We start from the raw sequence: 26,730 nt of genomic DNA, 5'->3' as shown, positions 1-26,730 counted from the left end.
GAGCCGAATCCCATGCGTTTCAACCGGATGCTGCTCTCCGTCACCCTGGTGGTCGTCGCCCTGGTGATCCAGGTGAGCGTTCTCGCCCGACTCCATCTCCCGGGCGCCGTCCCCGACCTGGTGCTGCTGACCGTGCTCGCCCTCGCCCTGGTCTACGGCCATGTCGGCGGCGCGCTCATCGGCTTCGGCGCCGGTCTGCTCTCCGACCTCGCCCCGCCCGCCGACCACGCCGCAGGACGCTACGCCCTCGTGCTCTGCGTCGTCGGCTACCTCGCCGGACTCGCCAAGCCCGAGAACGGCCGCCTCAAGTCGGCCACCGGACCCATGGTCGTGGTCGTCGCCGCCGCCATCGGCTCCACCGTGCTGTACGCGGGCGTCGGGGCGCTCGTCGGCGACACCGCCGCCCGCCACGTCGGGCTCAGCAACCTGCTCGTCACGGCCACCCTCTACGACCTGCTGCTCGCGCCGTTCGTCGTCCCGGTGCTGATGGCGCTGGCACGGCGCGCCGAGAACGACCCGCTCGCCGACGGCGGTTCGGCCTCCAAGACGGCCGACGTCGCCTCGGGCTGGCTGTCCTCGGGCACCGGCCTGCGCATCGGCAGCCAGCGCGGCGGACTGCGCGTGAAGGCGGCCAAGGCACGGGTCGCCCGCGCCGGACGCATCAAGGGGGTCAAGCGACTGTGACGAGCCCCGTCCGGCGGCAGGGTCAAACCCACGGGACGCCACCAGACTTGACCGGCCGCGGTGTCACCGCGCACAGGTTCGCCGTGTACTCGTGTGACTCGTACACACACTGAGAGGGGGAGGCAGCAGCAGTGACCAACGCCCACCCGTCGCCCACCACCACCCTTCCAGCGGATGGGCCGCGCCCATGACCAATATTCCCGAGACCGGCCGGACCCCGCGGGTCCAGATCCGTCTCGTCGTCATCCAGATCCTCGTCCTCTCCCTCCTCGGCACCCTCGGCGGACGCCTCTGGTTCCTCCAGATCCGCAACGGCCAGCAGTACGCCAAGGAAGCCTCCGGCAACCACGTCCAGCAGGTCGTCCAGCCCGCCGTGCGCGGCTCGATCCTCGACGCGCGGGGCGTCCCGATCGCCGACAACGAGACCCGGCTCGTGGTCTCCGCCTCACGCACCGACCTGCTGAAGATGGCGGACGACGGGAAGGCCGTCCTCACCAAGCTCGCCGGTGTGCTGGGCCTCAAGCCCCAGGACGTCATCCAGAAGGTCCGCCTCTGCGACGCCAAGACGCCGCAGCCGTGCTGGAACGGCTCGCCCTACCAGCCGATCCCCATCACCGACAAGGCCACCGCGCGCCAGGCCCTCCAGATCCGCGAACGCTCCGAGGACTTCCCCGGCATCACCGCCGAACCGGAGGCCGTACGCCGCTACGCCGCCCCCGGCAAGTCCAACGCCGCGCAGGTGCTCGGCTACCTCTCGCCCGTCACCGACGACGAGATCACCAAGGCCAAGGACACCGACTCGCCCTACCTGCGCTCCGACCAGGTCGGCCGCTCCGGTCTGGAGCGCGAGTACGACAAGGCGCTGCGCGGCAAGGCCGGCGTCACCCGCTACGAGGTCGACAACCTCGGCCGTGTGATCGGCAAGGCCAAGAGCGACAAGGCCGAACCCGGCGCCAACCTCGTCACCAGCATCGACTCCCGCGTCCAGCGCGTCGCCGAGTACGAGCTGAACTACGCGATGGAGGCGGCCCGGACGCAGTTCGACAAGATCACCGGAGAGAACTACAAGGCCGACTCCGGCGCGGTCGTGGTCATGGAGGCCAAGACCGGCCGCGTGGTCGCCATGGCGTCCAACCCGACGTACGACCCGAACGCCTGGGTCGGCGGCATCTCCGGCAAGGACTACAACGCCCTCACCGGCAAGAAGTCCAACTACCCGCTGCTGAACCGCGCCATACAGGGTCAGTCGGCGCCCGGATCGACGTTCAAGGTGGTCTCCACCGCCGCCGCGGTCCAGGCCGGATACCCCTTCGACGGGCACTACCCGTGCACCAGCTCGTACTCCGTCGGCAGCCAGGTCTTCAAGAACTTCGAGGGAGAGAGCTTCGGCCCGATCTCGCTCGGCCGCGCTCTCGAGGTCTCCTGCGACACCGTCTTCTACGGACTCGCCGACAACGAGTGGAAGAAGGACGGCGGCATCAACCCGAAGAAGACCCCCAAGGACTTCTTCTACAAGACGGCCCACCAGTTCGGACTCGGCAAAGCGACCGGCATCGACCTCCCCAACGAGGTCACCGGCCGCATCCCGGACCGCCAGTGGAAGCTGAACTACTGGAAGGCCAACAAGGACGCCTGGTGCAAGACCGGCAAGAAGGGGGGCACCTACGTCCAGCGGATCGAGTACGAGAACTGCCTCGAAGGCAACAAGATGCGCGAGGGCGACTCGATCAACTACTCCATCGGACAGGGTGACACCCTCCTGACCCCGATCCAGGAAGCCGCCATGTACTCCGCGGTCTCCAACGGCGGCACCCTGTACGCGCCGACGATCGGCAAGGCCGTCGTCAGCGCCGACGGCAAGAGCGTCCAGGAGATCAAGCCGAAGGTCAACGGCAAGCTGCCGGTCAGCAAGGCGACGCTCAAGGGCATGAACGAGGCCTTCGCGGGCGTCGTCACCCGCGGTACCGCCGCCTGGAAGTTCGGCGGCTGGCCGCAGGACAAGATCCCGCTGCACGCCAAGACCGGTACCGCCGAGGTCTACGGCAAGCAGACGACGTCCTGGCTCGCCACGTACTCCAAGGACTACACGATCATCATGACGATCTCCCAGGCCGGTACGGGTTCGGGAGCGTCCGGTGAGGCCGTGCGCAAGATCTACAACGCGCTCTACGGCGTCTCCGCCGACGGCACCATCGACAAGAAGAAGGCCCTCCTGCCCACCCCGCAGAAGGGCCTGCCGAAGATCCAGAGCGACGGCCAGGTCGAGTCCGGCGCCATCTCCAAGGACCCGGCCAAGGACCAGCAGGCCAGCCAGGCACCCAAGGACGGCACCACGGACCCGAACCTGCCCGCCGGCACCACCGCCTCGCCCACCGCGGGCAACCGCGTCACCCGAAGGCGTACGGCCCGCCCGCCGAAGGGCCGGGGGAAGAGGATCCTGACATGACCGGAGCCAACAACTTCTCCGTCTCCGGGTACGGACCCGAGCGCGCGGGCTGGACACGGCTGTTCGCCCGCGACTCGATCGCCCGCCGGCTCGACTGGCCGATACTGCTGTCGGCCATCGCGCTCTCGGGGATCGGCGCGGCCCTCGTCTACTCGGCGACCCGCAACCGCACCGAGATCAACCAGGGCGACCCGTACTACTTCCTCATCCGCCATCTGATGAACGCCGGTATCGGCTTCGGCCTGATGATCGGCACGATCTGGCTCGGCCACCGCACCCTGCGCACGGCCGTGCCGATCCTGTACGGGCTCTCGGTCTTCATGATCCTGCTCGTGCTGACCCCGCTCGGCGCCACGATCAACGGCCAGCGCAACTGGCTGGTCGCGGGCGGCCTCTCGCTCCAGCCGGCCGAGTTCATCAAGATCACGATCATCCTGGGCATGGCCATGCTGCTGGCCACCCGGGTCGACGCGGGCGACAAGCAGTACCCGGACCACCGCACGGTGATGCAGGCACTGGGACTCGCGGCCGTCCCCATGATGGTCGTGCTGCTCATGCCCGACCTCGGCACGATCATGGTCGCCGTCGTCATCGTGCTCGGCGTGCTGCTCTCCTCCGGCGCCTCCAACCGCTGGGTGTTCGGCCTCATCGGCGCGGGCGCCCTCGGCGCGGTCGCCGCCTGGCGGCTGCACGTCCTCGACGAGTACCAGATCAACCGCTTCGCGGCCTTCGCCAACCCGGACCTCGACCCGGCCGGCGTCGGCTACAACACCAACCAGGCCCGTATCGCCATCGGTTCGGGCGGCCTCTTCGGCACCGGCCTCGGCCACGGCTCCCAGACCACCGGCCAGTTCGTGCCCGAGCAGCAGACCGACTTCGTCTTCACGGTCGCGGGCGAGGAACTGGGCTTCGTGGGCGCGGGCCTGATCCTGTTGCTCCTCGGGATCGTGCTCTGGCGCGCCTGCCGCATCGCCCGCGAGACGACCGAGCTGTACGGCACGATCGTCGCCGCCGGGATCATCGCCTGGTTCGCGTTCCAGGCGTTCGAGAACATCGGCATGACCCTCGGGATCATGCCGGTCGCCGGTCTGCCACTGCCGTTCGTGTCCTATGGAGGATCCTCCATGTTCGCGGTCTGGGTGGCGATCGGACTCCTCCAGTCGATCGCGGTGCAACGCCCGATGTCGGCCTAGCCGCCGCCGGACGGAGTCCGGGTGTCGCCTCGGAGAACACGAGGCGACACCCGGCCCAACGGGAACCGGACGGGAAAAGACGGCCTCCGGCCAAGCAGGGGCCGGTTGGGTACTGCCCAGCGCCCGCAAACGCGTCTAGATTCGGTTCATGGCGGACACGAAGCGCGAGATCGAGCGCAAGTACGAAGGTCCCGCGGCCGACGGCGGCACCGAGATCCCCGACCTGAGCGGAGTCCCGGGCGTCGCGGGGATCGTCGACAAGGGCGTCGCCGAACTAGACGCCACCTACTACGACACCCCCGACCAGCGCCTCGCCACCGCCTCCCTCACCCTGCGCCGCCGCACCGGCGGCTCCGACGCCGGCTGGCACCTGAAACTCCCCGTCTCCGACGGCGTGCGCGACGAGATCCAGGCCCCCCTCTCCGACACCGTGCCCCGCGCCATCGCCGGACTCGTCCGCTCCCGCGTCCGCGACGCCGACCTCGTCCCCCTCGTACGCCTGCGCTCCGCCCGTGACGTCCGCCACCTCGTCGACGACTCCGGAGCCCTGCTCGCCGAGGTCAGCCTCGACCGCGTCCGCGCGGACCGGCTCGGTGCGGGCAAGGGCACCGCCGAATGGACCGAGCTCGAGGTGGAACTCGCCGACGACGGCGACCCCGCCTTCCTCGACAAGGTCGAGAAGAAACTCCGCAAGGCCGGCCTGAGCCGCTCCGCCTCCCCCTCCAAGCTGGCGAGGGCACTGAGCACGACCGGCCCGCGCGCCAAGAAGAAGCCCGCTCCCGCGAAGGACCCCGTCACCGCGGGCGAGCACGTCCTCGCCTACCTCCGCGCCCAGTACGACGCCATCGTCGAACTCGATCCCGCCGTCCGCCGCGACCTCCCCGACTCCGTGCACAGCATGCGCGTCGCCACCCGCCGGATGCGCAGCACCTTCCGCTCGTACGGGAAGATCCTCGACCGCGCCGTCACCGACCCGATCGGCGACGAGCTGAAATGGCTGGCCGGCGAGCTGGGCGTCGACCGCGACCAGGAAGTCCTCACCGAGCGGCTCACCGAGTCCCTCGGCCGGCTGCCCCGCACTCTGCTCTCCGGACCCGTCCGCACCCGGCTGCGCACCTGGGCGCACGCCCGCCACGGAGGCTCACGGCGCCGCCTGATCGCCGTCCTGGACGGCAAGCGGTACCTGGCCCTGCTGACCGCGCTCGACGCGCTCGTGACCGACCCTCCGCTGCTCAAGGCGGCCGGGGGCGACCCCGCGAAGGTGGTCGCGAAGGCCGTCCGCAAGGACTTCGGCAAGGTCGCGGACCTCGTCGAGCAAGCCCTCGACCGGCCCCCGGGCGCCGACCGCGACCACGCGATGCACGAGGCCCGCAAGAAGGCCAAGCGCACCCGCTACGCGGCCGAGGCCGCGGCCCCCGCCCTCGGCGGACCGGCCGCGGGCCTGGTCAAGTCGATGAAGTCGCTCCAGAGCCTGCTCGGCGACCACCAGGACAGCGTGATGGCCCGGGACGCCCTGCGGGAACTGGCGGCCCTGGCGCACGCGGCGGGGGAGAGCTCCTTCACCTACGGGGTGCTCCACGGCCGCGAGGAGCAGCGCGCCGCCGCGGCCGAGGCGGCGCTGCCGGAGGCCTGGGAGGCGATCCGGGCACAGACGGCGGTCTGAGGGCCCGAGATCCGCGGTCCGCGGCGTGAGGCCGAGGTGTGAGGTGTGAGGTCTGAGAGGCGTTGCCGGGGCCGTGAACCGGCTCGGACCTGGGGCTTTGGCGCGCCTGCGGTGTCCGGTGCCCGTCCGGCGGTGCGGTGGGCCCCTCCGACCGCGTTACGCTAGATGGTCACCCCCATCAGCTCACGAAGGTTCGCGAGATGCCTGCCGAAACCGCCGTGTCGGTCTTCCCACAGCTCGAAGCTCTGCTCCCGCATGTGCAGAAGCCGATCCAGTACGTCGGCGGAGAGCTCAACTCCACGGTCAAGCCGTGGGACGCCTGTGACGTCCGCTGGGCCCTCATGTACCCGGACGCCTACGAGGTCGGCCTGCCCAACCAGGGCGTCATGATCCTCTACGAGGTGCTGAACGAACGCGAGGGCGTCCTCGCCGAGCGCACGTACAGCGTGTGGCCGGACCTCGAGGAACTGATGCGCGAGCACCGGGTGCCGCAGTTCACCGTGGACAGCCACCGCCCGGTGAAGGCCTTCGACGTGTTCGGCCTGTCCTTCTCCACGGAGCTCGGCTACACGAACATGCTCACGGCCCTCGACCTGGCGGGCATCCCGCTGGAGTCGAAGAACCGCACGCTCGACGACCCGATCGTCCTCGCGGGCGGCCACGCGGCCTTCAACCCCGAGCCGATCGCCGAGTTCATCGACGCGGCGATCATCGGCGACGGCGAGCAGGCCGTGCTCGACATGACGGAGATCATCCGCGCCTGGAAGGCGGAGGGCCGCCCCGGAGGCCGCGAGGAGGTCCTGTTCCGTCTGGCGAAGACGGGCAGCGTCTACATCCCGGCGTTCTACGACGTCGAGTACCTCCCCGACGGCCGGATCGGCCGTGTGGTCCCCAACAAGTCCGGCGTCCCGTGGCGCGTGTCCAAGCACACGGTGATGGACCTGGACGAGTGGCCCTACCCGAAGCAGCCCCTCGTCCCGCTGGCCGAGACGGTCCACGAGCGCATGTCCGTGGAGATCTTCCGCGGCTGTACCCGCGGATGCCGCTTCTGCCAGGCGGGCATGATCACCCGCCCGGTGCGCGAGCGCTCGATCACGGGCATCGGCGAGATGGTGGAGAAGGGCCTGAAGGCGACGGGCTTCGAGGAGGTGGGCCTGCTGTCCCTCTCCTCGGCCGACCACTCGGAGATCGGCGACATCGCCAAGGGCCTGGCCGACCGGTACGAGGAGGACAAGATCGGCCTGTCCCTCCCCTCGACCCGTGTGGACGCCTTCAACGTCGACCTGGCCAACGAACTGACCCGCAACGGCCGGCGCTCCGGCCTGACGTTCGCCCCCGAGGGCGGCTCCGAGCGCATGCGCAAGGTCATCAACAAGATGGTCTCGGAAGAGGACCTCATCCGGACCGTCTCCACCGCCTACGGCAACGGCTGGCGCCAGGTGAAGCTGTACTTCATGTGCGGCCTGCCGACGGAGACGGACGAGGACGTCATGCAGATCGCCGACATGGCGATGAACGTGATCGCCGAGGGCCGCAAGGTCTCCGGCCAGAACGACATCCGCTGCACGGTGTCGATCGGCGGCTTCGTCCCCAAGCCGCACACCCCCTTCCAGTGGGCGCCGCAGCTGTCCGCCGAGGACACGGACGCCCGCCTGGAGAAGCTCCGCGACAAGATCCGCGGCGACAAGAAGTACGGTCGCTCGATCGGCTTCCGCTACCACGACGGCAAGCCGGGCATCGTCGAGGGTCTGCTGTCCCGCGGCGACCGCCGCATCGGCTCCGTCATTCGTGCCGTCTACGAGGACGGCGGCCGCTTCGACGGCTGGCGCGAGCACTTCTCGTACGACCGCTGGATGGCCTGCGCCGACAAGGCCCTGGCCCCCTTCGGCGTCGACGTCGACTGGTACACCACCCGCGAGCGCACCTACGAGGAGGTCCTCCCCTGGGACCACCTGGACTCGGGCCTCGACAAGGACTGGCTCTGGGAGGACTGGCAGGACTCCCTCGACGAAACAGAGGTCGAGGACTGCCGCTGGACCCCGTGCTTCGACTGCGGGGTGTGCCCGCAGATGGACACGTCCATCCAGATCGGCCCCACCGGCAAGAAGCTCCTGCCCCTGACGGTGAAGAACGCGGCCCCGACACCGGCATCGAGCGGTCACTCTCACTGAGGTCAGCGGGGCCCCCGGGGCTTTGCTGCACATCGTTGTGGAGTGGTGCCGTGCCGGACGGCGGGCCGGCTGTGTGGCTGAGGGATCAGTCGAGTGGGATGAGCGCGGTGATCTGCTTGCCGTCCGGGCGCGGTGTGATCGCGACGTGCCCGGCGAGGCGGCAGATCAGCGGCCAGCCGAATCCGCCGGCGCCGTCGGTCCCGCGCCTTGCCGGGTCCGTCACGACGGGCGGATCCGCGCTGGCGTCGGCGACGTTCAGAAGCAGTCCGGCATCGGTGAGGACCGCGTCGAAACCGGTAAGGCCGCCACCGTGCCGCATGGCATTGGTCACGAGTTCAGAGGTCACGAGCAGTACGTCGGCCAGCAACACCTCGTCGACAGGTCGCTTGCTCCGGCTTCGGAACGCTGTGGTGAGCAGCGTCCGAACGTGGGCCCGGGCCTCTCCCGCCGTGCTCGGCAGGACGAGGTCAGCGCCGGATGTGATGCTCACCGGCTCTCCGGGGGCCGCACCGTGCTCGGGGGCCACGTCGTTTTCCTTCATCGCACAGTCCCGGGTGCCCTCGGCCGCCCGACCCACACCAAGGGGCCCGGAAGGTATCAAAGGGGTCACACAGCCTCTTCTAGACACCCCGAACAGCGTCGTCCGCGCTGTCGGCATGGGTGAACGCGTCCATGGTCCCCGTCACTTCGAACAGCCGCCGCACCTGTACGGGCAAAGGACCGGCGATCACCAGCTTTGTCCGGGCCTGCTCGTAGGCGGGCCGGACGTTGATCAACAGGTGCAGGAAGGCGGAGTCGACGAACTCCGTACCGGAAAGGTCGAGTACGGTGCGCTCCACCTCGGCGTTCCGGGCCGAGTGCATCAGGATTTCCCGGAGGACGGGCAGGCCGTCGCCCTCTCCGTCCTGCTCACCCAGAACTCGCACCACAACAACTCCGCTGACCGGCGTCTCGGTCACCACCGAGCTCTCGCGTGACGTCATCCGAGCATCTTCACACACGCCGCTCCGCGGGCCGCTGGAGGTCACTCCGTCATGCGAAGACGGACGGGAACGGGGCGGCGGCCATGGCCTGGGCGGCTCGGGCTGGATCGCGGCCGGACAAAAAAGACGACCCCTCGGGGGCTAGGCGGCGCGGGCGAGGGCATTCGGCACCCTGTGGCACCGATCGGTGCCGCCCCCTCGAGCGAAGAGAGAAACCCGTGTACATCAGCCTGGGTACCGTTGTCCTGATCATCATCGTTGTCGCCGTCGTCATGATGCTGCGCCGTCGCTGACCCGCGCCGCGGATCCGGCGATGATCCAGCCCGGCCCGATGGCCTCGTCAAGGGGAACCGGTCGGGGTTCGTGGAGTCCCTCCCGGAACTGCCTGGCATGCCTTCCTCGAGCGTGGGTACACGCTCCGACGCCGGTCGCTAAGGGAACCGGCACGGGGGCCACGACGAAGGGGAGGGATCTGAGATGACGGTGACCGAGGTGACTCAGGCGCGGACAGTGGTGCTGCCGGAGATTGCGGACCCCTCTCAGGTCGCGCCCAAGGACGCCCGCCAGATGTCGAGGCTGTTCTTCGACCAGCTCGCCGTTCTGGAAGAGGGCACGCCGGAGCACCAGTACGCGCGTAACACGCTGATCGAGATGAACATCTCCCTCGTCCGCTTCGCCGCGGCCCGCTTCCGCAGCCGCGGCGCGGACGAGATGGAGGACATCGTCCAGGTCGGCACGATCGGGCTGATCAAGGCGATCGACCGGTTCGAGCTCACCCGCGAGGTCGAGTTCACCTCCTTCGCGGTCCCGTACATCGTCGGTGAGATCAAGCGCTTCTTCCGTGACACCAGCTGGGCCGTGCACGTGCCCCGCCGGTTGCAGGAGGCCCGCGTCCAGCTCGCCAAGGCCACCGAGGAACTGCGGAGCCGGCTCGGCCGCACCCCCACGGTCAAGGAACTCTCCGAGCTGATGTGCCTGAGCGAGGAAGAGGTCAACGAGGCACGCCTCGCCTCCAACGGCTACAACTCCAGCTCCCTCGACGCCGCCATCAGTACGAACAATGACGGCGAAGGCGCGCTGGCCGACTTCATCGGCACCGAGGACAACGCCCTCGAACTGGTCGAGGACTTCCACGCGCTCGCCCCGCTGATCGCACAGCTGGACGAGCGCGAACGCCGCATCATTCACATGCGGTTCGTGGACGAACTCACCCAGGCCCAGATCGGCGAACACCTCGGCGTCTCCCAGATGCACGTCTCCCGCCTGCTGTCCCGCACTCTCACCAAGCTGCGCCAAGGCATGGCCGTCAGCAACTGATCCCCACCCGACATGCTGTGCCCGGCCACGTGGGGGCGTCCTCCGCGCTCCGCCGGGCGGACTCTCGGACTGCTCATGGTGCTGCTGGACGCCTACGCCTGACCCGAACGGCCTGAAGTGCTCGCTTTGTTGGACGGGTGCCGAGTTTCAGCGGTCCGGACTCCCGGTTGTGCTCCCGAAGGCCTGGGGCTCGGCGTCAGTTCTCGTTGGAACACGTTCTTCCAGGACCGGCTCCGCTTGAAGGGGAGTTCGAAGATCTGGGCGAAAAGCCATGATCCCAGGATCGATACCGGAACCGCCAGAGCGAGAGTGAACCAGAACGTCGGTAGGCCGGCGGATACGAAGTGCGGGGCGATCCTGCGGATGACGATCATGACGATCGGCAGATGGATGAGGTAGAGGCTGTAGGAGAAGTCCCCGAGACCGCGGACGGGTCGTGTCATCAGGATGCGCGTGAGCATCGCGGGCTTTCCCGTCGTGACCGCGGCGATGAGCATCGTCATGGCCGGAGCGACGGCGAGATCCATCCAGAAGTAGTGGTTCACGGTCCAGACGGAACCCTTCGCGATACCGATGGCCAGGACCGGAACGGTGGCCAGGGCGGCGAGCCAGTGCCACGGCAGGCGCTGGATCCTGGGCGCTGCGGCGACGATTCCCGCACCCACCAGGCCCGCGACGAAGACGGGCGCGAGATGCGGAGTGAGCCAGTTGTCGCCCTCCACGGGTGAGGCGTTCGCCGCCGTCAGGCCTCGCGCGATGACCGGCAGCGTCACGCCTGCCACCAGGACCGCGGCGCCCAGCCGCCGCCGGAGGAGGACGAGGAGCGGAAAGACCAGATAGAGCTCCGCCTCCACGCTGATCGACCAGAACGCGCCGTTCGGTGTCGGCGCGGAAAGCGTGTCCTGGAGCAGGAGGCCGTACACCGCGATCGTCCTGGCGGTCGGAGGTCCGAAATGCGAGGCCGGCACCACGAACGCGGCAATGGCCAGGCTCATCGCCAGCGCCGCCCAGTACGGAGGAAGGATGCGCCAGGCCCGTCGGCGCACATAGTCGGCACCGCTTCCGATACGCCACCCCTTGCGCGCCGGGGAAATGGCCAGGGAGAAACCGGACAGGACCAGGAAGAAGACCACGGCGAACCGGCCGAACATCAGGCCGCCCAGCCACCAAGGGGCCGAGCTGTGCGGATATCCCGGGAAGGTGTAGAGCCAGCAGTGGAACAGCATGACGTAGAGGGCTGCCAGGCCGCGGAGACCGTCAAGGCCCCGTACGTGCTGCCGCGCTTCCTCTGCGGGCACGCCGTCGCTTTGTTCCGCCGCCTCTGGATCGAGGGTGCTGACGGGGCGGCTCGAATGGACGGCGATGGGTCGGTCCCTTCCTGGGGCGCCGCGTTCGTGACACGGAGCCAGCACCATGGCGACAGCCGCCGGATGGAGGCCGGGGCGCGCGTCGACGCCCCGGGTCCTGGTCCCGGACCGACGCGCGACGCCCGTCACGCCGACTGATACGTCGCATCCGGCCACGCTGCTCAACGGGCGAACGCCGGTTCGCCCGTGGCCCCATCCTCTCGCTTTCCGGCGCCGCCGCCGTGCCCGGGTCCCGCGCCCGGTGCTCGGCTGATGCCTCCGCCGACGCGGCCCGGCGGCCGCGCGCGGATGCGGGCCCGAGGCGGTGCGTCAGGCCGGGGTGCCGTTGCCCTGGGAGGAGGCCGCGTAGGCCTCGGGGCCCTGTTCCACCGCCGCCGGATCCATCCACATGACCTGCCAGCCGTGGCCGTCGAGGTCGAAGAAGCTGCGGGAGTACATGAAGCCGTAGTCCTCGGCGCCGTCCGCCTCGGTGGCGCCCGCCGCGAGCGCTGCGGCACTGACCGCGTCCACCTCGTCGCGGGACGACACGCTGAAGGAGTAGAGCGCCAGCGCGTGCGTGGTGGGATCGGCCATCGGGTGCTTCGAGAACTCCGCGAACTTCTCGCGGGTGAGCAGCATGACGAAGGCGTGCTCGCCGACCGGCATGCAGGCGGCCGTCTCGTCGGTGAACTTCGGGTTGAAGCCGAACCCGAGCTCGGCGAAGAACGCCTTGCTGCGGTCGAGGTCCGCCACGGGCATGTTCACGAACAGCATGCGGCCGGGGTGCGCGGGAGTGGTCATGGTGGGTCTCCAGTCGGTGGCTCGATGGCGTACGTCCTGGTAGACCGGCGCGGTCGCCGGAACTCATCGGTGGATCCCGACCATCGGTGGAGTCCGGCCATCGGTGGATGCCGAGCTCGGCCGACCCGGCCGGCCTGACCGACCCGGCCGGCCTGACCGACCGGGCAGACCTGCGCGACCCGGCCGAGCCGAATGGTCCGGACGGCCGATCGGGGAGGGCGAGGGTGAAGCGGTGACCCCGGGTTGGCCGCGCCCGAGGCGACCGTGTGCGAAATGGTCGATATGTTTCCCGTGTACGCAGTGTCCTGTTTACGACTATTCGACCACGCGGAGCTTCCATGACCACGTTCCCGACCGATCTGGCCTCTCTGACCGGCCGCTACACGATCGACCCCGCACACAGCACGATCGGATTCGTGGCCCGGCACGCCATGGTCACCAAGGTCCGCGGCGCGTTCAACGAGTTCGAGGGCAGCGCCTACTTCGACGGCGCCGACCCGGCCAAGTCGACGGGCAAGGTGACCATCAAGGCCACCAGTGTGGACACCCGCAACGCCGACCGCGACCAGCACCTGCGCAGCAACGACTTCCTCAACATGGACGAGTACCCGGAGATCACCTTCGTCTCCACCGCCGTGCGGCGCACCGACGACACCAGCTTCGAGGTCACCGGCGACCTCACCGTCAAGGGCGTCACCAAGCCGGTGACCATCCCCTTCAGCTACGAAGGGACCGCCACCGACCCGTTCGGCAATGTGCGGGTCGGCCTGGAGGGCGAGGTCACCATCAACCGCAAGGACTACGGCGTCGTCTGGAACGCCCCGCTGGAGACGGGCGGTGTCCTGGTCAGCGAGAAGATCAAGCTCGAATTCGAGATCTCCGCCATCAAGGACGCCTGAGGCCCGCGTCCCGAGGTGCCTGTCAGTACATGTCCCCGGTCGGCAGGGTGTGACGGAAAGCGGGTACCGAAGTGGTGGAGGTCTCGCCCGGCACGGAGGAGGCGGAGGACTCCGCCGTCCTCGGGGGCTACCGGCCGGAGCTGAAGAGGACGCTCGGCTCGTTCCAGGTGTTCGCGATCTCGTTCGCGTTCATCTCGGTGGCGGTCGGCATCTTCTCGACCTACGACGACGTGCTCCAGCACGCGGGACCCGTGGGCATCTGGCTGTGGGTCGTCGCGACGATCGGGCAGGTGCTGGTGGCGCTGGTGGTGGCCCAGCTCGCGGGCCGTATCGCGCTCAGCGGCTCCTCGTACCAGTGGGCCTCGCGACTGGCCAACCCGAGGATCGGCTGGGGGTTCGGCTGGCTGACCTTCTCCTATCTGGCGATCGCGGTCGCGGCGATCGCCAACGCGCTGGCGAGCCAGGCGCTCATGCCGCTCTTCGGCATGGAGCCGGACGAGGGGACCGCTCGCCTGATCACCCTCGCGATCCTGCTGGTCCAGACGGTGCTCGTCGTGGCCTCGACCCGCCTCGTCAGTCTGATCAACTCGACCGCCGTGGGACTGGAGCTGGCGCTGGTCGTGGTGGTGGCGCTCGCCCTCGCCGTCGTGGTCGTGGCCACCGGCAGCGGCTCCCTCGGCAACCTCACCTCCCGGGGCGTCACCGAGCACACGGCGCACTACTTCGACCTCGGCGGCGGGCTGATGATCGCGATGATCATGGGCCTCGCCACGCTCGTCGGCTTCGACTCCGCGGCGAACCTGGCCGAGGAGGCCAAGGACCCCTTCCGCAGCATCCCGCGTGCCATCGTGGGGTCCGTCGTGGCCGCCGGTGTGCTCGGGATGGTGTTCCTGATCTGTCTCACCGTCGCGATCGAGGACATCCCGGGGGTCACCGCGAGCGAGTCACCGGTCGCGGCGATCATGCGGGAGCAACTGGGGCCGGGGATGGAGAAGGTGCTCCTGGTCGCGATCGCGGTCGCGTTCTTCGGCGCAGGGACGGTCGTGATGGCCTCGTGCTCGCGGATCGTCTTCGCGATGGCCCGCGACGGACGGTTCCCCGCTCACCAGGTGATGCGCCGGGTCAACCCGCGCACGCACACGCCGATCCCGGCCACGGTCCTGATCTTCGCCGTGGGGGTCGTCCTGATGGTCGCGCTGCCGGGTGACGCGCTGCTTCAGCTGATCACGGCGGGGACGATCATTCCGGCGCTCGTCTACGGGGCGACGATCGTCCTGTATCTCGTGGTGCGCCCCCGGCTGGGCCGCAACAAGGGCGGCTTCGACCTCGGGCGGTTCGAGCTGCCGGTCGCGATCTGCGCACTGGTGTGGACGGTGGCGTCCCTGGTCATGCTGGTCTCGCCGTCGGAGGCGCTGGTTCCGTCGCTGATCGTCGTGGGCCTGATCGTCGCGGGCGGGCTGTTCTTCGTCGGGCTGCTGCTGTTCAACCGTCAGGCGCTGGAGACCGAGCCCGGAATGCCGGTGTCGCGGAGCGCGGACGAGGGGGAGTAGCGCGGACGTGAGGTAGTCCCGTACGCCCCAAGCCCCTTCCCTGCCGGGAGGGGGCCTTTTGCTGTGCGGGGGAGGGTCGGGTCAGGCCGCCGGCCGAGGCCGGATCGTACGGGGGTGATCCGGACGGCCCGCGTTCCGCCCGGGGCCCGCTACGAAGACTTTGCGATTGCGCGGGGATCGCTTGAACCGCCCTCCACCTGGGCGAAGTCCTCTTTGTCCGCCTGAACGGCCGGCCGGTAACTGCACGTTCACCAACCTCCTCTTCCTCGGCTGTCTACGCGCGTGGTGTCATGCCCACGCCCACAGCCCCCCGGGTGGGCGTCAACTCGGTTAGGAGTCAGGCATGTTGTGGAAGGTCCTCGGTCGCGCAGGTGTCGCCCTGACGGCCGGCGTCGCCGTGCTCGCCACCGCCGTCCCCGCGAACGCCGCCGGCTACACGGCGTTCGCCTTCTCGCAGAGCAGCGGCCAGCCCGCCATCTACGACTTCATCAACTCGGCCACCACCTCGCTCGACATGACCATGTACGAGCTGGAGGACACCACGGCCGTCAACGACCTCGTGGCCCTGGAGAAGAAGGGCGTCACGGTCCGGGTGATCCTGGACGGCGCGCACAAGTCCGCGAACCAGACGGCGTACAACTCCCTGACGGGCGCCGGAGCCGGCGTGGCCTGGTCGTCGTCCACCTTCGTCTACACCCACCAGAAGACCATCACCGTAGACGGCGCCAAGTCGCTGATACTCACCGGAAATCTCACCTCGCAGTACTACCCGACCGGCCGTGACTACGGCGTGTTCGACGACGACACCCGCGATGTCGCCTCGATCGAGAAGGTGTTCAACGCGGACTACGCCGGCACCGCGATCACCCCGACCGACGGTGACCATCTCCTCTGGTCCCCGACCGACTCCCGGAGCCGTCTGGTGTCGGTGATCAACAGCGCCACCAGGACGCTCGACGTGCAGGAACTGGAGTTCAGCGACAGCACCGTGGTCAACGCCGTCGTGGCCAGGGCGAAGGCGGGCGTTGCGGTGCGCGTGGTCCTGGAGAGTCCCTCCAGCTACTCGAGCCAGGTGTCCGCGATCAAGGCGGCCGGCGGCACCGTGGTCGGGTACTCCGACCCCAACGGTTTCTACATCCACGCCAAGGCGATGGTCGCCGACTACGGGCTCTCCACCCAGGAGGTGGAGGCCGGTTCCATGAACATCAGCAGCAACTCACTCAGCAACAACCGGGAGTTGGGGCTCATCCTCACGGGAACGGGCGTGGCCCAGTCCGTCGCCACGACCATCGAGACCACCTTCGACAGCGACTACGCGGGCGGTACGGCCGCCTAGGCGCTCCCTCCCGCGTCGCGGCCCCGCGTCCGAATCCGGGTGCCCGGAGCGGCGGTTGTCGCTACCGTTGGCGCCGTTCAGGTGCGCAGGTCGCGGCTACTTCTCCTGTCAAGAGAGCGACGCGGGTTCGAATCCCGCCGCCGGCCCAGGCCGGTGTCGTCCAGCGGCCGAGGATGCTACGTCGCCGCCGCCGACTCCGATCTCTGGACACTTCGACCGAGCCGCCCGCCCCGGCACGTCCGGGAGGGCGGCTTCGTCGTGCCCGAAGGTACGGTCCGCCGGTCACACGCCGCCGTTGACGGCGTCGCGCACGGGCTGCCGTGAGACCAGGATCCAGGGCTTGGGGTGGCCCGTGCGGTCGGCGCAGTTCAGGGTCGCGGGGTGGGTCGTGGTGAACGCGACGCAGGCGGCTTCCCAGATCTGGCCCGTGGTGGTGATGACGTCGAACTTGATGCGCTTCACCGTGGTGGACCGGTTGTGCGCGTTGACGGCGACGTCGCAGGGCAGGCCGGCGGCGCCGCCCGCGGGATAGTCGGGGCGTGCGGTGAGGTCGGTCCACAGGACGGTCTGCTTCTCGCCGGTCCGCTGGTCGCGGATGCCCGCGTACGTCCTTCCGCCGGTCAGGGCGAGGCGGATCTCGAAGTCCTCGGACTCCTGGGCCGAGTCGAGGGCGACGCAGGGTCCCGTCGGACCCGTCGGGCCGGGTTCGCCCCGCGGGCCGACCGCTCCGGTGGCCCCGGCCGCGCCCGCGGCTCCGGTCGGTCCCGGCGGGCCCTGCGGTCCGGCGGGACCCGTCTCGCCCCTCGGCCCCCGCGGACCTCTGCACCCCCTGCGGCCGTCGGGTTCGACCGAGGGGGCCCTGTCGTCGAGCCGGCGCGGTCTGCATCTGTCGCCGCCGTCCGGGGCGGCGGCACGGCCCGAGGTGTCCAGGTCCGCCGGTGTCGCGGAGCCGGCCACGCCGGACGCCATCACGAGCGTCAGCGAGGCGACCACGCCCGCCCTCTTGAACCGGCCGCGGGCCGGCGGGCCCGGCAGGCGTGCGGTCCGGGACTCGGGATTCATATGGAGGCGCTCCTTGAATCGATCGGGGGCATTCCCTGAAGCCGATCGCGAGCTTGACCTGTTGACGCCTGTCGTACCGGCGCATTCCGTGGAACGCGCCATGCATATCATCAAATCAGCCCAATAAGGGACCAGATGGTGACGCATGTTCAACTGTCGCTCGTCGGTTCGAGATGGGGCGTGCCGCGTCCGGACGGGTGCCGGTGCGGCCTGCGGCAGGCGTCGCATCCATTGCGGCGATCAGTGCGTCTACGCAGGTATGGATCTGGAGAAGCCGTCCGCCGCCCGGCCCGCCCCCGCCCCGCGGGCCGAGGGATGTCTCACCGTGGCGATCCGCCTTCCGGTGCGGATCGTGGTGCTCGTCCTCGTGGTGCCGGTACGGATGGTGTGGGACGCGCTCGTCGTCGGCGGAAGGATGCTCCGGGACGCGCTGCTCCGGCCGCTGGGGCGAGCGCTCGGGGCGGCCGTCGGATGGCTGGCGCGGGCGCTGTTCGTATGGCCCTGGGTGACGCTGTGGCGGTACGTCGTCCTGCCCGCCGGCGTGCTGCTGGCCAGGATCGGGCAGGTGCTGCTCGTGGTGCCCGCGGTGTGGCTGTACCGCACGGCCCTGACCCCGCTCGGGCACGGCCTCGCCCGCGCGGCCCGGGCGATCCGGACCGTGCTGGTCCGGCTGTTCACGGGCACCGCGGCCGTGCTCGGGTGGTTCCTCGGCGGAGTCGTGGCCCTGTGCGGCCGGCTCCTCGGCGGTCTCGTGGCCGCGTGCGCCTGGGCGTACGCGCGCCTGCTCACGCCCGTCGGGCGCGTGGTCGCCCGGGTGCTCGGGGCTCTCGGCACGGTCCTGGCGGCCGTCGCGTTCGGGGCGTACACCGCGGGCGCCTGGCTGGCCCGGTATCTGCTCGTGGTCCCCGCCGTATGGCTGTACACCCGGGTCCTCACCCCCGTCGGCAGGGCGGTCGCCCTCCTGGCCGGCGGGTTCGCGCGGATCGTACGGATGATCCTCGGGGGCCTCGGTGCCGCGCTGTACTGGACCGCCCGCGTCCTGCTGGTGCTTCCCGCTCTCGCCGTGTGGCGCTGGGTCCTCGTGCCCGTCGGACGGTTCCTCGCCGTCGTCGCCAGGGAGATCGGCGAGGCGCTCGGGCACGCCTGGCGGATCGCCGGGTACGTCTCGCTCGTCGTCGGACGGTTCCTCGCGCGTCTGTTCCGGTGGACTTTCGTGGAGCCGGCGCGCTGGGTCCACCGGACCGTGCTCACCCCGGTCGGGCACGCCGTGCGCGATCTCGTGCTGAGGCCCGCGGCCCAGGCGGCGCGGGCGGTCGGGCGGACGGCGCGGCAGACCCTGGAGGCCGCCCGCGACGGCGCCCGGCAGGCCCGCGCGGACCTCCGGCGGATGCTCTTCGGGCCCCCCGCGGAACCACGGCCGGTCGCCCGGCGGGAACCAGCGGCCGGTGAGACACGTACTCTAGGTAGCAGTACGACCGCACTCATGAAGGACTGAGCGACACTGGGCAAGCGACAGCCCGAAGGCCCGCCGCCCGCACCCGCGGTGCAGCGCATCCGACTGCGCTACACCAAGCGCGGCCGCCTCCGGTTCACCAGCCACCGTGACTTCCAGCGCGCCTTCGAGCGTGCCCTGCGCCGTGCCGCCGTACCCATGGCGTACTCGGCGGGGTTCACGCCGCACCCGAAGGTGTCGTACGCCAATGCCGCACCCACCGGCACGGGCAGCGAGGCCGAATATCTGGAGATCGCGCTGACCGACAGGCGCGACCCCGAGAAGCTGCGCGAGCTCCTCGACGAGTCGATGCCCCAGGGGCTCGACATCACCGAGGCGGTCGAGGCCCGTGTCTCGGGTCTCGCCGACCGGCTCACCGCCTCCGTGTGGGAGATGCGCCTCGACGGCGTGGACCCGGCGGACGCGGAGCGCGCGGTGGCGGCCTTCAACGCGGCCGAGACCGTCGAGGTCAGCCGCAGGACCAAGAACGGCATGCGGAGGTTCGACGCCCGCGGCGCCGTGGCGAGCCTCGGGACGACCACCGAGACGCACAGTCCACAGGCTGATAGGCCGACAGACCAGCCCTGTGCGATACTGCGGCTGGTTGTTCGGCACGTGACGCCTGCCGTTCGACCCGACGACGTCCTGTCCGGTCTTCGCGCCGTGGCCGACCTGGCGCCGCCGGTCGCCGCTGCGGTGACCAGGCTGGCGCAGGGGCTGTTCGATGAAGAGACCGGCACGGTGACCGACCCGCTCGCGCCCGACCGCGAGGCAGTCGCAGCCGCCCCAGCCGATCGCACAGGGGCCGCCGAAGCTGCCGCCGCGAAGGCGTCGGCGTAAGGAAGGTCCCGCGTAAGGACCGTTGTCGTAGCGCAGCCCTCGTATCCGGGAGCCACCTGGGTCGGGCAGCGCACCGACCTCAAGACTTTCGCCAGGCCGTACGCACACATGGCGTACGGAACCGGCGAGACAGGACACAGAGAGCTCCCGTGCGGCGCCCGCGCCCCGGACGGCGGCACCGCGCATCGCGCGAGCCGCGGACGTCACCGGCATCGCCGGACCAGGCGCGACGCCCGGGAGCCTGACGGGAGATCCACCCGCATGCTCGAGCCGATCGAACCCACCGAGGGTTCCGACAACAACACACCCAGCGACACCCTGCCGCCGCGGCGCCGCCGCCGTGCCGCGTCGCGCCCCGCCGGTCCGCCGGTCGCCGCCTCCGAGGCCGCGGCCGAGACCACCGCTCCGGCCATACCGGCCGTGGCGTCCGCCGACCTCGCCGAGGAAGCCGCCACGGAGGCCCTGACCTCCGCGAACGCCGAGGCCGAGGACACGGACGAGACCGAAGAGGCTCTCGCGACGGCCGCGGTCGAAGAGGCCGAGGCGACCGACGAAGCCCCGGCCGAGGCCACCGACGACGCCGCACCGCGCCGTACGCGCCGCCGTGCCACCCGTCGGGCCTCCGCCCCCGCCGGCGCACCCGCGTCGGCCGAGGCACCCGAGGCCGCCAAGGCCGACGAGACCGTGGTGCCCGCCGCCGAGCCGGAGAGCCGGCCCGTCGAGGACACCGCGACCGAGGAGCCGGCGCCCGCCGCCCGCACCCGCCGCCGTGCCACCCGCCGTGCCTCCGCCCCCGCCGGAGCGCCCGCCGCGGCCGAGGCCGCCGAGGTCGTGACGGCCGCCGCCGAGCCGGTGGCCGCCGCCGAGGAGGCCGAGCCCGAGGCGCCCGCCGCCGAAGAGGCAGCCCCGCGCCGCACGACCCGCCGTCGTGCCACCCGCCGGGCCTCCGCTCCCGTCGGCGCGCCCGAGGGCGGCACCGCCGACGAGCGCGTGGAGGCGTCCGTGAGCAGCGAGAGCAAGCCCGAGGAGCCCGCGCAGCCGGAGGCCGTCGAGGCCGAGGCCGCGCAGACCGAAACCGCGCAGACCGAAACCGCGCAGACCGAAACCGCGCAGACCGAAGCCGCCCAGGCCGAGGACGGTGGCCCGCGCCGTGGCCGCCGCCGCGCCACCCGCAAGGCCGCCGTCGGTTTCTCGGCACCCGCGCAGAAGGACACCGAGGAGTCCTCGCGGCGCCCGGCCCGTCCGGCCGTCGCCGTGTTCCAGGCGCCGGTCTTCACCGAGCCGATGTTCCAGACGCCCGAGCGGGCCGCCGCCGCGGCCGCCGCCGAAGCGGCCGAGGCCGCCGAGGTGACCGAACCGGCCGAGGCCGCCGAACCGGCCGAGGCCGTGCAGGAGCCGGCCGCCGGCCGCAGGCGCCGTCGTCGCCGTGGCTTCGAGGACGAGCCGCAGGCCGTGACCGAGGAGCCGCAGGAGTCCGCCGAGGACACCGAGCCCGTCGAGGACGCGGAGTCCGCCGAGGACGCCGAGGACGCCGTCGAGGGCGACGAGGGCGAGGAGGAGTCCGCGGGCTCCCGTCGCCGTCGCCGTCGCGGTGGCCGCCGTCGCCGCCGTGGTGAGTCCGCCGAGTCGGACGCGGACGGCGAGGCGGGCGAGGACGACTACGCCGCCGAGCAGGCCGCGCAGGACGCCGAGGACGCCGCCGAGCAGGCCGAGGAGGACGCCGAGGACGCGGACGAGCGCGAGGAGTCGGGCGGCTCCAGCAGCAGCCGTCGCCGCCGTCGCCGTCGCCGTCGCGCCGGTGACTCCGGCGGAGAAGCCGAGCAGCCCGGCGAGAACGACCCCGAGCGCACCGTCGTCAAGGTCCGCGAACCGCGCGGCCGGCGCGAGGAGCAGCCCTCGGACGAGGTCCAGTCCATCAAGGGCTCGACCCGTCTGGAGGCCAAGAAGCAGCGCCGCCGCGAGGGCCGCGAGCAGGGCCGCCGCCGGGTTCCGATCATCACGGAGGCCGAGTTCCTGGCCCGCCGCGAGGCCGTCGAGCGTGTGATGGTCGTCCGCCAGAGCGGCGAGCGCACCCAGATCGGCGTCCTCGAGGACGACGTGCTCGTCGAGCACTACGTCAACAAGGAGCAGGCGACCTCGTACGTCGGCAACGTCTACCTGGGCAAGGTCCAGAACGTGCTGCCGTCGATGGAGGCGGCCTTCATCGACATCGGCAAGGGCCGCAACGCGGTGCTGTACGCCGGTGAGGTCAACTTCGAGGCGCTCGGCATGGCCCACGGGCCGCGCCGCATCGAGTCCGCCCTCAAGTCCGGCCAGTCGGTCCTGGTGCAGGTCACCAAGGACCCGATCGGCCACAAGGGCGCCCGCCTGACCAGTCAGGTCTCCCTGCCCGGCCGGTATCTGGTGTACGTGCCCGAGGGCTCGATGACCGGCATCAGCCGCAAGCTGCCCGACACCGAGCGCGCGCGCCTGAAGACCATCCTCAAGAAGATCGTCCCCGAGGACGCGGGCGTCATCGTGCGCACCGCCGCCGAGGGCGCGAGCGAGGACGAGCTGCGCCGTGACGTCGAGCGTCTCCAGGCGCAGTGGGAGGACATCCAGAAGAAGGCGAAGAGCGGCAACGCCCCGACCCTGCTCTACGGCGAGCCGGACATGACCGTCCGCGTCGTCCGCGACATCTTCAACGAGGACTTCTCCAAGGTCATCGTCAGCGGCGACGAGGCGTGGGACACCATCCACGGCTACGTCTCCCACGTGGCGCCCGACCTGACCGACCGGCTGTCGAAGTGGACCTCCGAGGTCGACGTCTTCGCCACCTACCGGATCGACGAGCAGCTGATGAAGGCGCTGGACCGCAAGGTCTGGCTGCCCAGCGGCGGCTCGCTGGTGATCGACAAGACCGAGGCCATGATCGTGGTCGACGTCAACACCGGAAAGTTCACCGGCCAGGGCGGCAACCTCGAGGAGACCGTCACCAGGAACAACCTGGAGGCGGCCGAGGAGATCGTGCGCCAGCTGCGGCTGCGCGACCTCGGCGGCATCGTCGTCATCGACTTCATCGACATGGTCCTGGAGTCCAACCGCGACCTGGTGCTGCGGCGCCTGCTCGAATGCCTGGGCCGCGACCGCACGAAGCACCAGGTGGCCGAGGTGACCTCGCTGGGCCTCGTGCAGATGACCCGCAAGCGGGTCGGCCAGGGCCTGCTGGAGTCCTTCTCCGAGACCTGCGTCCACTGCAACGGCCGCGGTGTCATCGTGCACATGGAGCAGCCGACGTCCATCGGCGGTGGCGGCAAGCGCAAGAAGCGCGGCCGCGGCGGTGCCGACCAGGTCCACGAGCACGACCACGAGCTCACGCAGGATCAGGCCGAGGAGCAGGAGACGGAGACCGAGGCCGAGCTGGCCGCCGAGGTCGCCGCGCCGGTCGCTCTGGCCGAGACCGAGTTCCAGCCGGACGAGGAGCTGTACGGCAGCGCCGCCGAGGCGGAGGCCGCGGCCACCCGTGGCCGTTCGCGCCGCCGCACCTCCCGGCGCGCGTCCGCTCCCGCGGGTGCGCCCAGGACCGAGGAGCGCGCTCCCCGGACCCGGCGCGAGGAGCGTGCCGAGCGGGCCGCCTCGCGGTCGCGTGAGGCCGCCGAGGCCGAGCCGTTCGCGTCCGAGGACCCGGTCGTCGAGGCCCCTGCCGCCGAGCAGCCGGTCGCCGAGGCGCCGGCCGCCGAGGTGCGGGCCGAGACCGTCACGGCCCCCGCGCCGGAGCCGGAGGCCGCTCCCCAGGGCCGTACGCGCCGTCGTGCGACCCGCAAGGTGTCGGCGCCCGCCGGTTCGCCCAGGTCGGCCGAGGAGGCCGTCGTGACGGTCACGGAGCCGGTCGCGGCCCCCGTGGCCGAGACCCCGGCGCAGCCCGCCGAGGAGCCGGAGACGGCGCCCGAGCCGGTGGCCGAGGCCCCCGCCGCGAGCGCCGCGCCGGCCCGTCCGCGCCGTCGTGCCGTGCGCAAGGCCACCGCGCCCACCGCGTCCGCTGAGGCGGCCGTCGTGGTCGTCCCGTCGGCCGCGGCCGAGCCGGTCGCCGAGCCCGAGGCCGAGGCCGCGGGACAGGAGACCGCCGAGGCCGACGCCGAGGCTCCGGCCGCCAAGAAGGCGGCGGCCCGCAAGACGGCCAAGAAGGTGACGGCGAAGAAGGCCGCCGCCAAGAAGACCGTCGCCGTCAAGAAGACGGCCGCGAAGAAGACCACGGCCAAGAAGGCGACCGCGAAGAAGACGGCCGCCAAGTCCACGGCGAAGAAGACCGCGGCGGCCGAGCAGACGCTCTCCACCGTCACGGCGTCCACCGACGAGAGCTGAGGCTCCACGCGGTGTCTCCGGCCCGCCTACCCGGCGGGCCGGAGACACCGCGTGACCGGTGGCACACCCGCGGGGCCCGGCCTGGTTTGACCCTTTCGGCCGTGGCCCCGTAACCTTGACCGTCGGCGTGTCCCCTGACGCGCCGCATCCCCGTAAACCTCTTCCTCTCGGACACTCCGGTGGCCGGGAGAGGCCTTCCGTGTTCGTTCCCGGTCGGCTGGACTGCGGGGTTCCGTTCCGAGCGAAAGAGAGATCCGCGTGTACGCCATCGTGCGCAGCGGTGGTCGCCAGCACAAGGTTGCTGTCGGCGACATCGTTGAGGTTGACAAGATTTCCACCGCCAAGGTTGGCGACACGGTCGAGCTCTCGACCCTGCTCGTTGTCGACGGCGAAGCTGTGACGAGCGACCCCTGGGTCCTTGCCGGCATCAAGGTCCAGGCCGAGGTCGTGGATCACCACAAGGGCGTCAAGATCGACATCCTTCGCTACAAGAACAAGACCGGCTACCGCCGTCGTCAGGGCCACCGCCAGCAGTACACGGCGATCAAGGTCACTGAGATCCCCGCGGCTGCGAAGTAAGGGTAGGGACTGAGACATGGCACACAAGAAGGGCGCATCGTCCACTCGGAACGGTCGCGACTCCAACGCTCAGCGGCTCGGTGTGAAGCGCTTCGGCGGTCAGACCGTCAACGCCGGTGAGATCCTGGTCCGCCAGCGCGGCACCCACTTCCACCCCGGCGTCAGCGTCGGCCGTGGCAAGGACGACACGCTGTTCGCGCTGACCGCCGGTGCGGTCGAGTTCGGCACGCACCGTGGCCGCAAGGTCGTGAACATCGTTCCGGTCGCCTGATCGAGTCCCGTCGAGGCTGATCCGGTTCCACGCGGACCGGATCGAAGCCTCGGGGCCCAGGCTCCGTAGAACAGAAGTTCTTCGCGAGGCGGACCTCACTTCCCCCACGGGAAGCGGGTCCGCCTTTCGCGTGTTACCCAAGAGACATTCCGTACGTACCGAGGTATCCGACGTGCGTACGGCAACGACGTATCCGAAGTAACCAGATGTAACCGAAGTGCTGGAGGCACCCCACATGACCACCTTCGTGGACCGCGTCGAGCTGCACGTCGCCGCGGGTAGCGGAGGTCACGGCTGTGCCTCCGTTCACCGGGAGAAGTTCAAGCCGCTCGGCGGCCCGGACGGCGGCAACGGCGGCCGTGGCGGTGACGTGACCCTGGTCGTCGACCAGTCCGTCACCACGCTGCTCGACTACCACCACTCCCCGCACCGCAAGGCCACAAGCGGCAAGCCCGGCGAGGGCGGCAACCGCTCCGGCAAGGACGGCCAGGACCTCGTCCTGCCCGTGCCGGACGGCACCGTCGTGCTCGACAAGGCGGGCAACGTCCTCGCGGACCTCGTCGGCCAGGGCACCACGTACGTCGCCGCCGAGGGCGGCCGCGGCGGCCTGGGCAACGCGGCGCTGGCCTCGGCCCGCCGCAAGGCGCCCGGCTTCGCGCTGCTCGGTGTGCCCGGCGGCTTCCAGGACATCGTCCTGGAGCTGAAGACCGTCGCCGACGTGGCCCTCGTCGGCTACCCGAGCGCCGGCAAGTCCTCGCTCATCTCGGTCCTGTCGGCCGCCAAGCCGAAGATCGCGGACTACCCCTTCACGACCCTCGTCCCGAACCTGGGCGTGGTGACCGCGGGCGAGACCGTCTACACCATCGCGGACGTGCCCGGCCTCATCCCCGGCGCCAGCCAGGGCAAGGGCCTCGGCCTGGAGTTCCTGCGCCACGTCGAGCGGTGCAGCGTGCTCGTCCACATCCTGGACACCGCCACTCTCGAATCCGAGCGCGACCCGCTCTCCGACCTCGACATCATCGAGGAGGAGCTCAAGCAGTACGGCGGTCTCGACGACCGTCCGCGCATGGTCGTCCTCAACAAGATCGACGTGCCGGACGGCAAGGACCTCGCGGAGATGGTCCGCCCCGAGCTGGAGTCGCGCGGCTACCGCGTCTTCGAGGTGTCCGCGGTCGCCCACATGGGCCTGCGGGAGCTGTCCTTCGCGCTCGCCGAGTTGGTCGCGCAGTCCCGCGCCGCGAAGCCGAAGGAGGAGGCGACCCGCATCGTCATCCGCCCGAAGGCGGTCGACGACGCCGGCTTCACCGTGACGCCGGAGGAGGACGGCCTCTTCCGCGTGCGCGGCGAGAAGCCCGAGCGCTGGGTGCGCCAGACCGACTTCAACAACGACGAGGCCGTCGGTTACCTCGCCGACCGTCTGAACCGCCTCGGCGTCGAGGCCGCGCTGATGAAGGCGGGCGCCCGCTCCGGCGACGGCGTCGCGATCGGTCCCGAGGACAACGCGGTCGTCTTCGACTGGGAGCCCACCGTCATGGCCGGTGCGGAGATGCTGGGCCGCCGTGGCGAGGACCACCGCTTCGAGGCTCCGCGCCCCGCCGCGCAGCGCCGCCGCGACCAGCAGGCCGAGCGGGACGAGTCGCAGAAGGAGTACGACGACTTCGAGCCGTTCTAGGTCTCGCTCCCGCGGGCACACGTCCGCCCAGGACCGGCGAGCGATCGCGGGACCGTCGAGCCGTACCGGGCGCGGAGAGGATCC

Annotated in this window: 20 protein-coding genes; 15 read left to right on the top strand and 5 right to left on the bottom strand. The window is 70.6% G+C overall.

Annotated elements, in window-relative coordinates; translation table 11 throughout:
- Nucleotides 1-12 precede the first annotated feature (12 nt).
- The 5 genes from mreD to WJM95_RS10580 all read left to right on the top strand — a co-directional run bounded on the left by mreD (nt 13) and on the right by WJM95_RS10580 (nt 8,157).
- Nucleotides 13-684: a rod shape-determining protein MreD gene (gene mreD / locus WJM95_RS10600; protein WP_339129339.1), complete on the top strand. Its 672-nt coding sequence runs from the start codon at nt 13-15 to the stop codon at nt 682-684.
- Nucleotides 685-871: 187 nt separating this feature from the next.
- Nucleotides 872-3,130: a penicillin-binding protein 2 gene (mrdA, locus tag WJM95_RS10595; RefSeq protein WP_339129338.1), complete on the top strand. Its 2,259-nt coding sequence runs from the start codon at nt 872-874 to the stop codon at nt 3,128-3,130.
- Nucleotides 3,127-4,323, top strand: coding sequence for a rod shape-determining protein RodA (rodA, locus tag WJM95_RS10590; protein WP_339129337.1), 1,197 nt, complete (start codon nt 3,127-3,129; stop codon nt 4,321-4,323). The genes mrdA and rodA overlap by 4 nt, the downstream gene beginning before the upstream one ends.
- A gap of 148 nt (nt 4,324-4,471) precedes the next feature.
- Nucleotides 4,472-5,986 carry a CYTH and CHAD domain-containing protein gene (locus WJM95_RS10585; protein WP_339129336.1) on the top strand — a complete coding sequence of 505 codons (1,515 nt, stop codon included), beginning with the start codon at nt 4,472-4,474 and terminating at the stop codon, nt 5,984-5,986.
- A 200-nt stretch (nt 5,987-6,186) separates the two neighbouring features.
- A complete protein-coding gene (locus tag WJM95_RS10580; RefSeq protein WP_339129335.1) occupies nt 6,187-8,157 on the top strand; it encodes a TIGR03960 family B12-binding radical SAM protein in 1,971 nt (656 codons plus the stop codon).
- 85 nt (nt 8,158-8,242) lie between these two features.
- Here the strand turns inward: WJM95_RS10580 and WJM95_RS10575 are convergent, their stop codons facing one another.
- Both WJM95_RS10575 and WJM95_RS10570 read right to left on the bottom strand, forming a co-directional pair.
- Nucleotides 8,243-8,698, bottom strand: coding sequence for an ATP-binding protein (locus WJM95_RS10575; RefSeq protein WP_339129334.1), 456 nt, complete (start codon nt 8,696-8,698; stop codon nt 8,243-8,245).
- Nucleotides 8,699-8,777: 79 nt separating this feature from the next.
- Nucleotides 8,778-9,140: an STAS domain-containing protein gene (locus WJM95_RS10570; protein ID WP_339129333.1), complete on the bottom strand. Its 363-nt coding sequence runs from the start codon at nt 9,138-9,140 to the stop codon at nt 8,778-8,780.
- 477 nt (nt 9,141-9,617) lie between these two features.
- On the opposite strand from WJM95_RS10570, the gene WJM95_RS10565 reads away from it, so the two are divergent.
- Complete coding sequence (locus tag WJM95_RS10565; protein ID WP_339129332.1) at nt 9,618-10,457, top strand: RNA polymerase sigma factor SigF; 840 nt, start codon at nt 9,618-9,620, stop codon at nt 10,455-10,457.
- A 92-nt stretch (nt 10,458-10,549) separates the two neighbouring features.
- On the opposite strand, the gene WJM95_RS10560 is transcribed toward WJM95_RS10565, so the two are convergent.
- A complete protein-coding gene (locus tag WJM95_RS10560; protein WP_339129331.1) occupies nt 10,550-11,872 on the bottom strand; it encodes an acyltransferase in 1,323 nt (440 codons plus the stop codon).
- A gap of 261 nt (nt 11,873-12,133) precedes the next feature.
- Nucleotides 12,134-12,604, bottom strand: a complete 471-nt coding sequence (locus WJM95_RS10555) for a VOC family protein (RefSeq protein WP_339129330.1) — start codon at nt 12,602-12,604, stop codon at nt 12,134-12,136.
- Between the two features lie 338 nt (nt 12,605-12,942).
- On the opposite strand from WJM95_RS10555, the gene WJM95_RS10550 reads away from it, so the two are divergent.
- The 3 genes from WJM95_RS10550 (at nt 12,943) to WJM95_RS10540 (ending at nt 16,389) form a co-directional block, all read left to right on the top strand.
- Nucleotides 12,943-13,503, top strand: a complete 561-nt coding sequence (locus WJM95_RS10550; protein WP_339129329.1) for a YceI family protein — start codon at nt 12,943-12,945, stop codon at nt 13,501-13,503.
- 71 nt (nt 13,504-13,574) lie between these two features.
- Nucleotides 13,575-15,053: an APC family permease gene (locus tag WJM95_RS10545; protein WP_339129328.1), complete on the top strand. Its 1,479-nt coding sequence runs from the start codon at nt 13,575-13,577 to the stop codon at nt 15,051-15,053.
- A 343-nt stretch (nt 15,054-15,396) separates the two neighbouring features.
- Nucleotides 15,397-16,389: a phospholipase D-like domain-containing protein gene (locus tag WJM95_RS10540; RefSeq protein ID WP_339129327.1), complete on the top strand. Its 993-nt coding sequence runs from the start codon at nt 15,397-15,399 to the stop codon at nt 16,387-16,389.
- Nucleotides 16,390-16,671: 282 nt separating this feature from the next.
- Here WJM95_RS10540 and WJM95_RS10535 read toward each other — a convergent pair whose 3' ends face one another.
- The gene (locus tag WJM95_RS10535) at nt 16,672-17,451 is read right to left on the bottom strand and encodes a hypothetical protein (protein ID WP_339129326.1); all 780 of its coding nucleotides are present in this window, start codon (nt 17,449-17,451) and stop codon (nt 16,672-16,674) included.
- A gap of 259 nt (nt 17,452-17,710) precedes the next feature.
- On the opposite strand from WJM95_RS10535, the gene WJM95_RS10530 reads away from it, so the two are divergent.
- From WJM95_RS10530 to obgE, 6 genes are all read left to right on the top strand, one after another.
- Entirely contained in the window at nt 17,711-18,946 is a 1,236-nt protein-coding gene (locus WJM95_RS10530; RefSeq protein WP_339129325.1) for a hypothetical protein, read from the top strand.
- A gap of 48 nt (nt 18,947-18,994) precedes the next feature.
- On the top strand, nt 18,995-19,783 hold the full coding sequence (locus tag WJM95_RS10525; protein WP_339129324.1) for a TIGR03936 family radical SAM-associated protein: 789 nt from the start codon (nt 18,995-18,997) through the stop codon (nt 19,781-19,783).
- A gap of 261 nt (nt 19,784-20,044) precedes the next feature.
- On the top strand, nt 20,045-24,124 hold the full coding sequence (locus tag WJM95_RS10520; protein WP_339129323.1) for an Rne/Rng family ribonuclease: 4,080 nt from the start codon (nt 20,045-20,047) through the stop codon (nt 24,122-24,124).
- A 258-nt stretch (nt 24,125-24,382) separates the two neighbouring features.
- Nucleotides 24,383-24,703: a 50S ribosomal protein L21 gene (gene rplU / locus WJM95_RS10515; protein WP_030601628.1), complete on the top strand. Its 321-nt coding sequence runs from the start codon at nt 24,383-24,385 to the stop codon at nt 24,701-24,703.
- 16 nt (nt 24,704-24,719) lie between these two features.
- Complete coding sequence (gene rpmA / locus WJM95_RS10510; RefSeq protein ID WP_339129322.1) at nt 24,720-24,974, top strand: 50S ribosomal protein L27; 255 nt, start codon at nt 24,720-24,722, stop codon at nt 24,972-24,974.
- A 235-nt stretch (nt 24,975-25,209) separates the two neighbouring features.
- Nucleotides 25,210-26,646, top strand: a complete 1,437-nt coding sequence (gene obgE, locus WJM95_RS10505) for a GTPase ObgE (protein WP_339129321.1) — start codon at nt 25,210-25,212, stop codon at nt 26,644-26,646.
- Nucleotides 26,647-26,730 lie beyond the last annotated feature (84 nt).

The sequence above is a fragment of the Streptomyces sp. f51 genome (assembly GCF_037940415.1).
Taxonomy (GTDB): domain Bacteria; phylum Actinomycetota; class Actinomycetes; order Streptomycetales; family Streptomycetaceae; genus Streptomyces.
The sequence above is the reverse complement of the archived record's forward strand: the minus strand, read 5'-3'. Positions and strand labels throughout refer to the sequence as shown.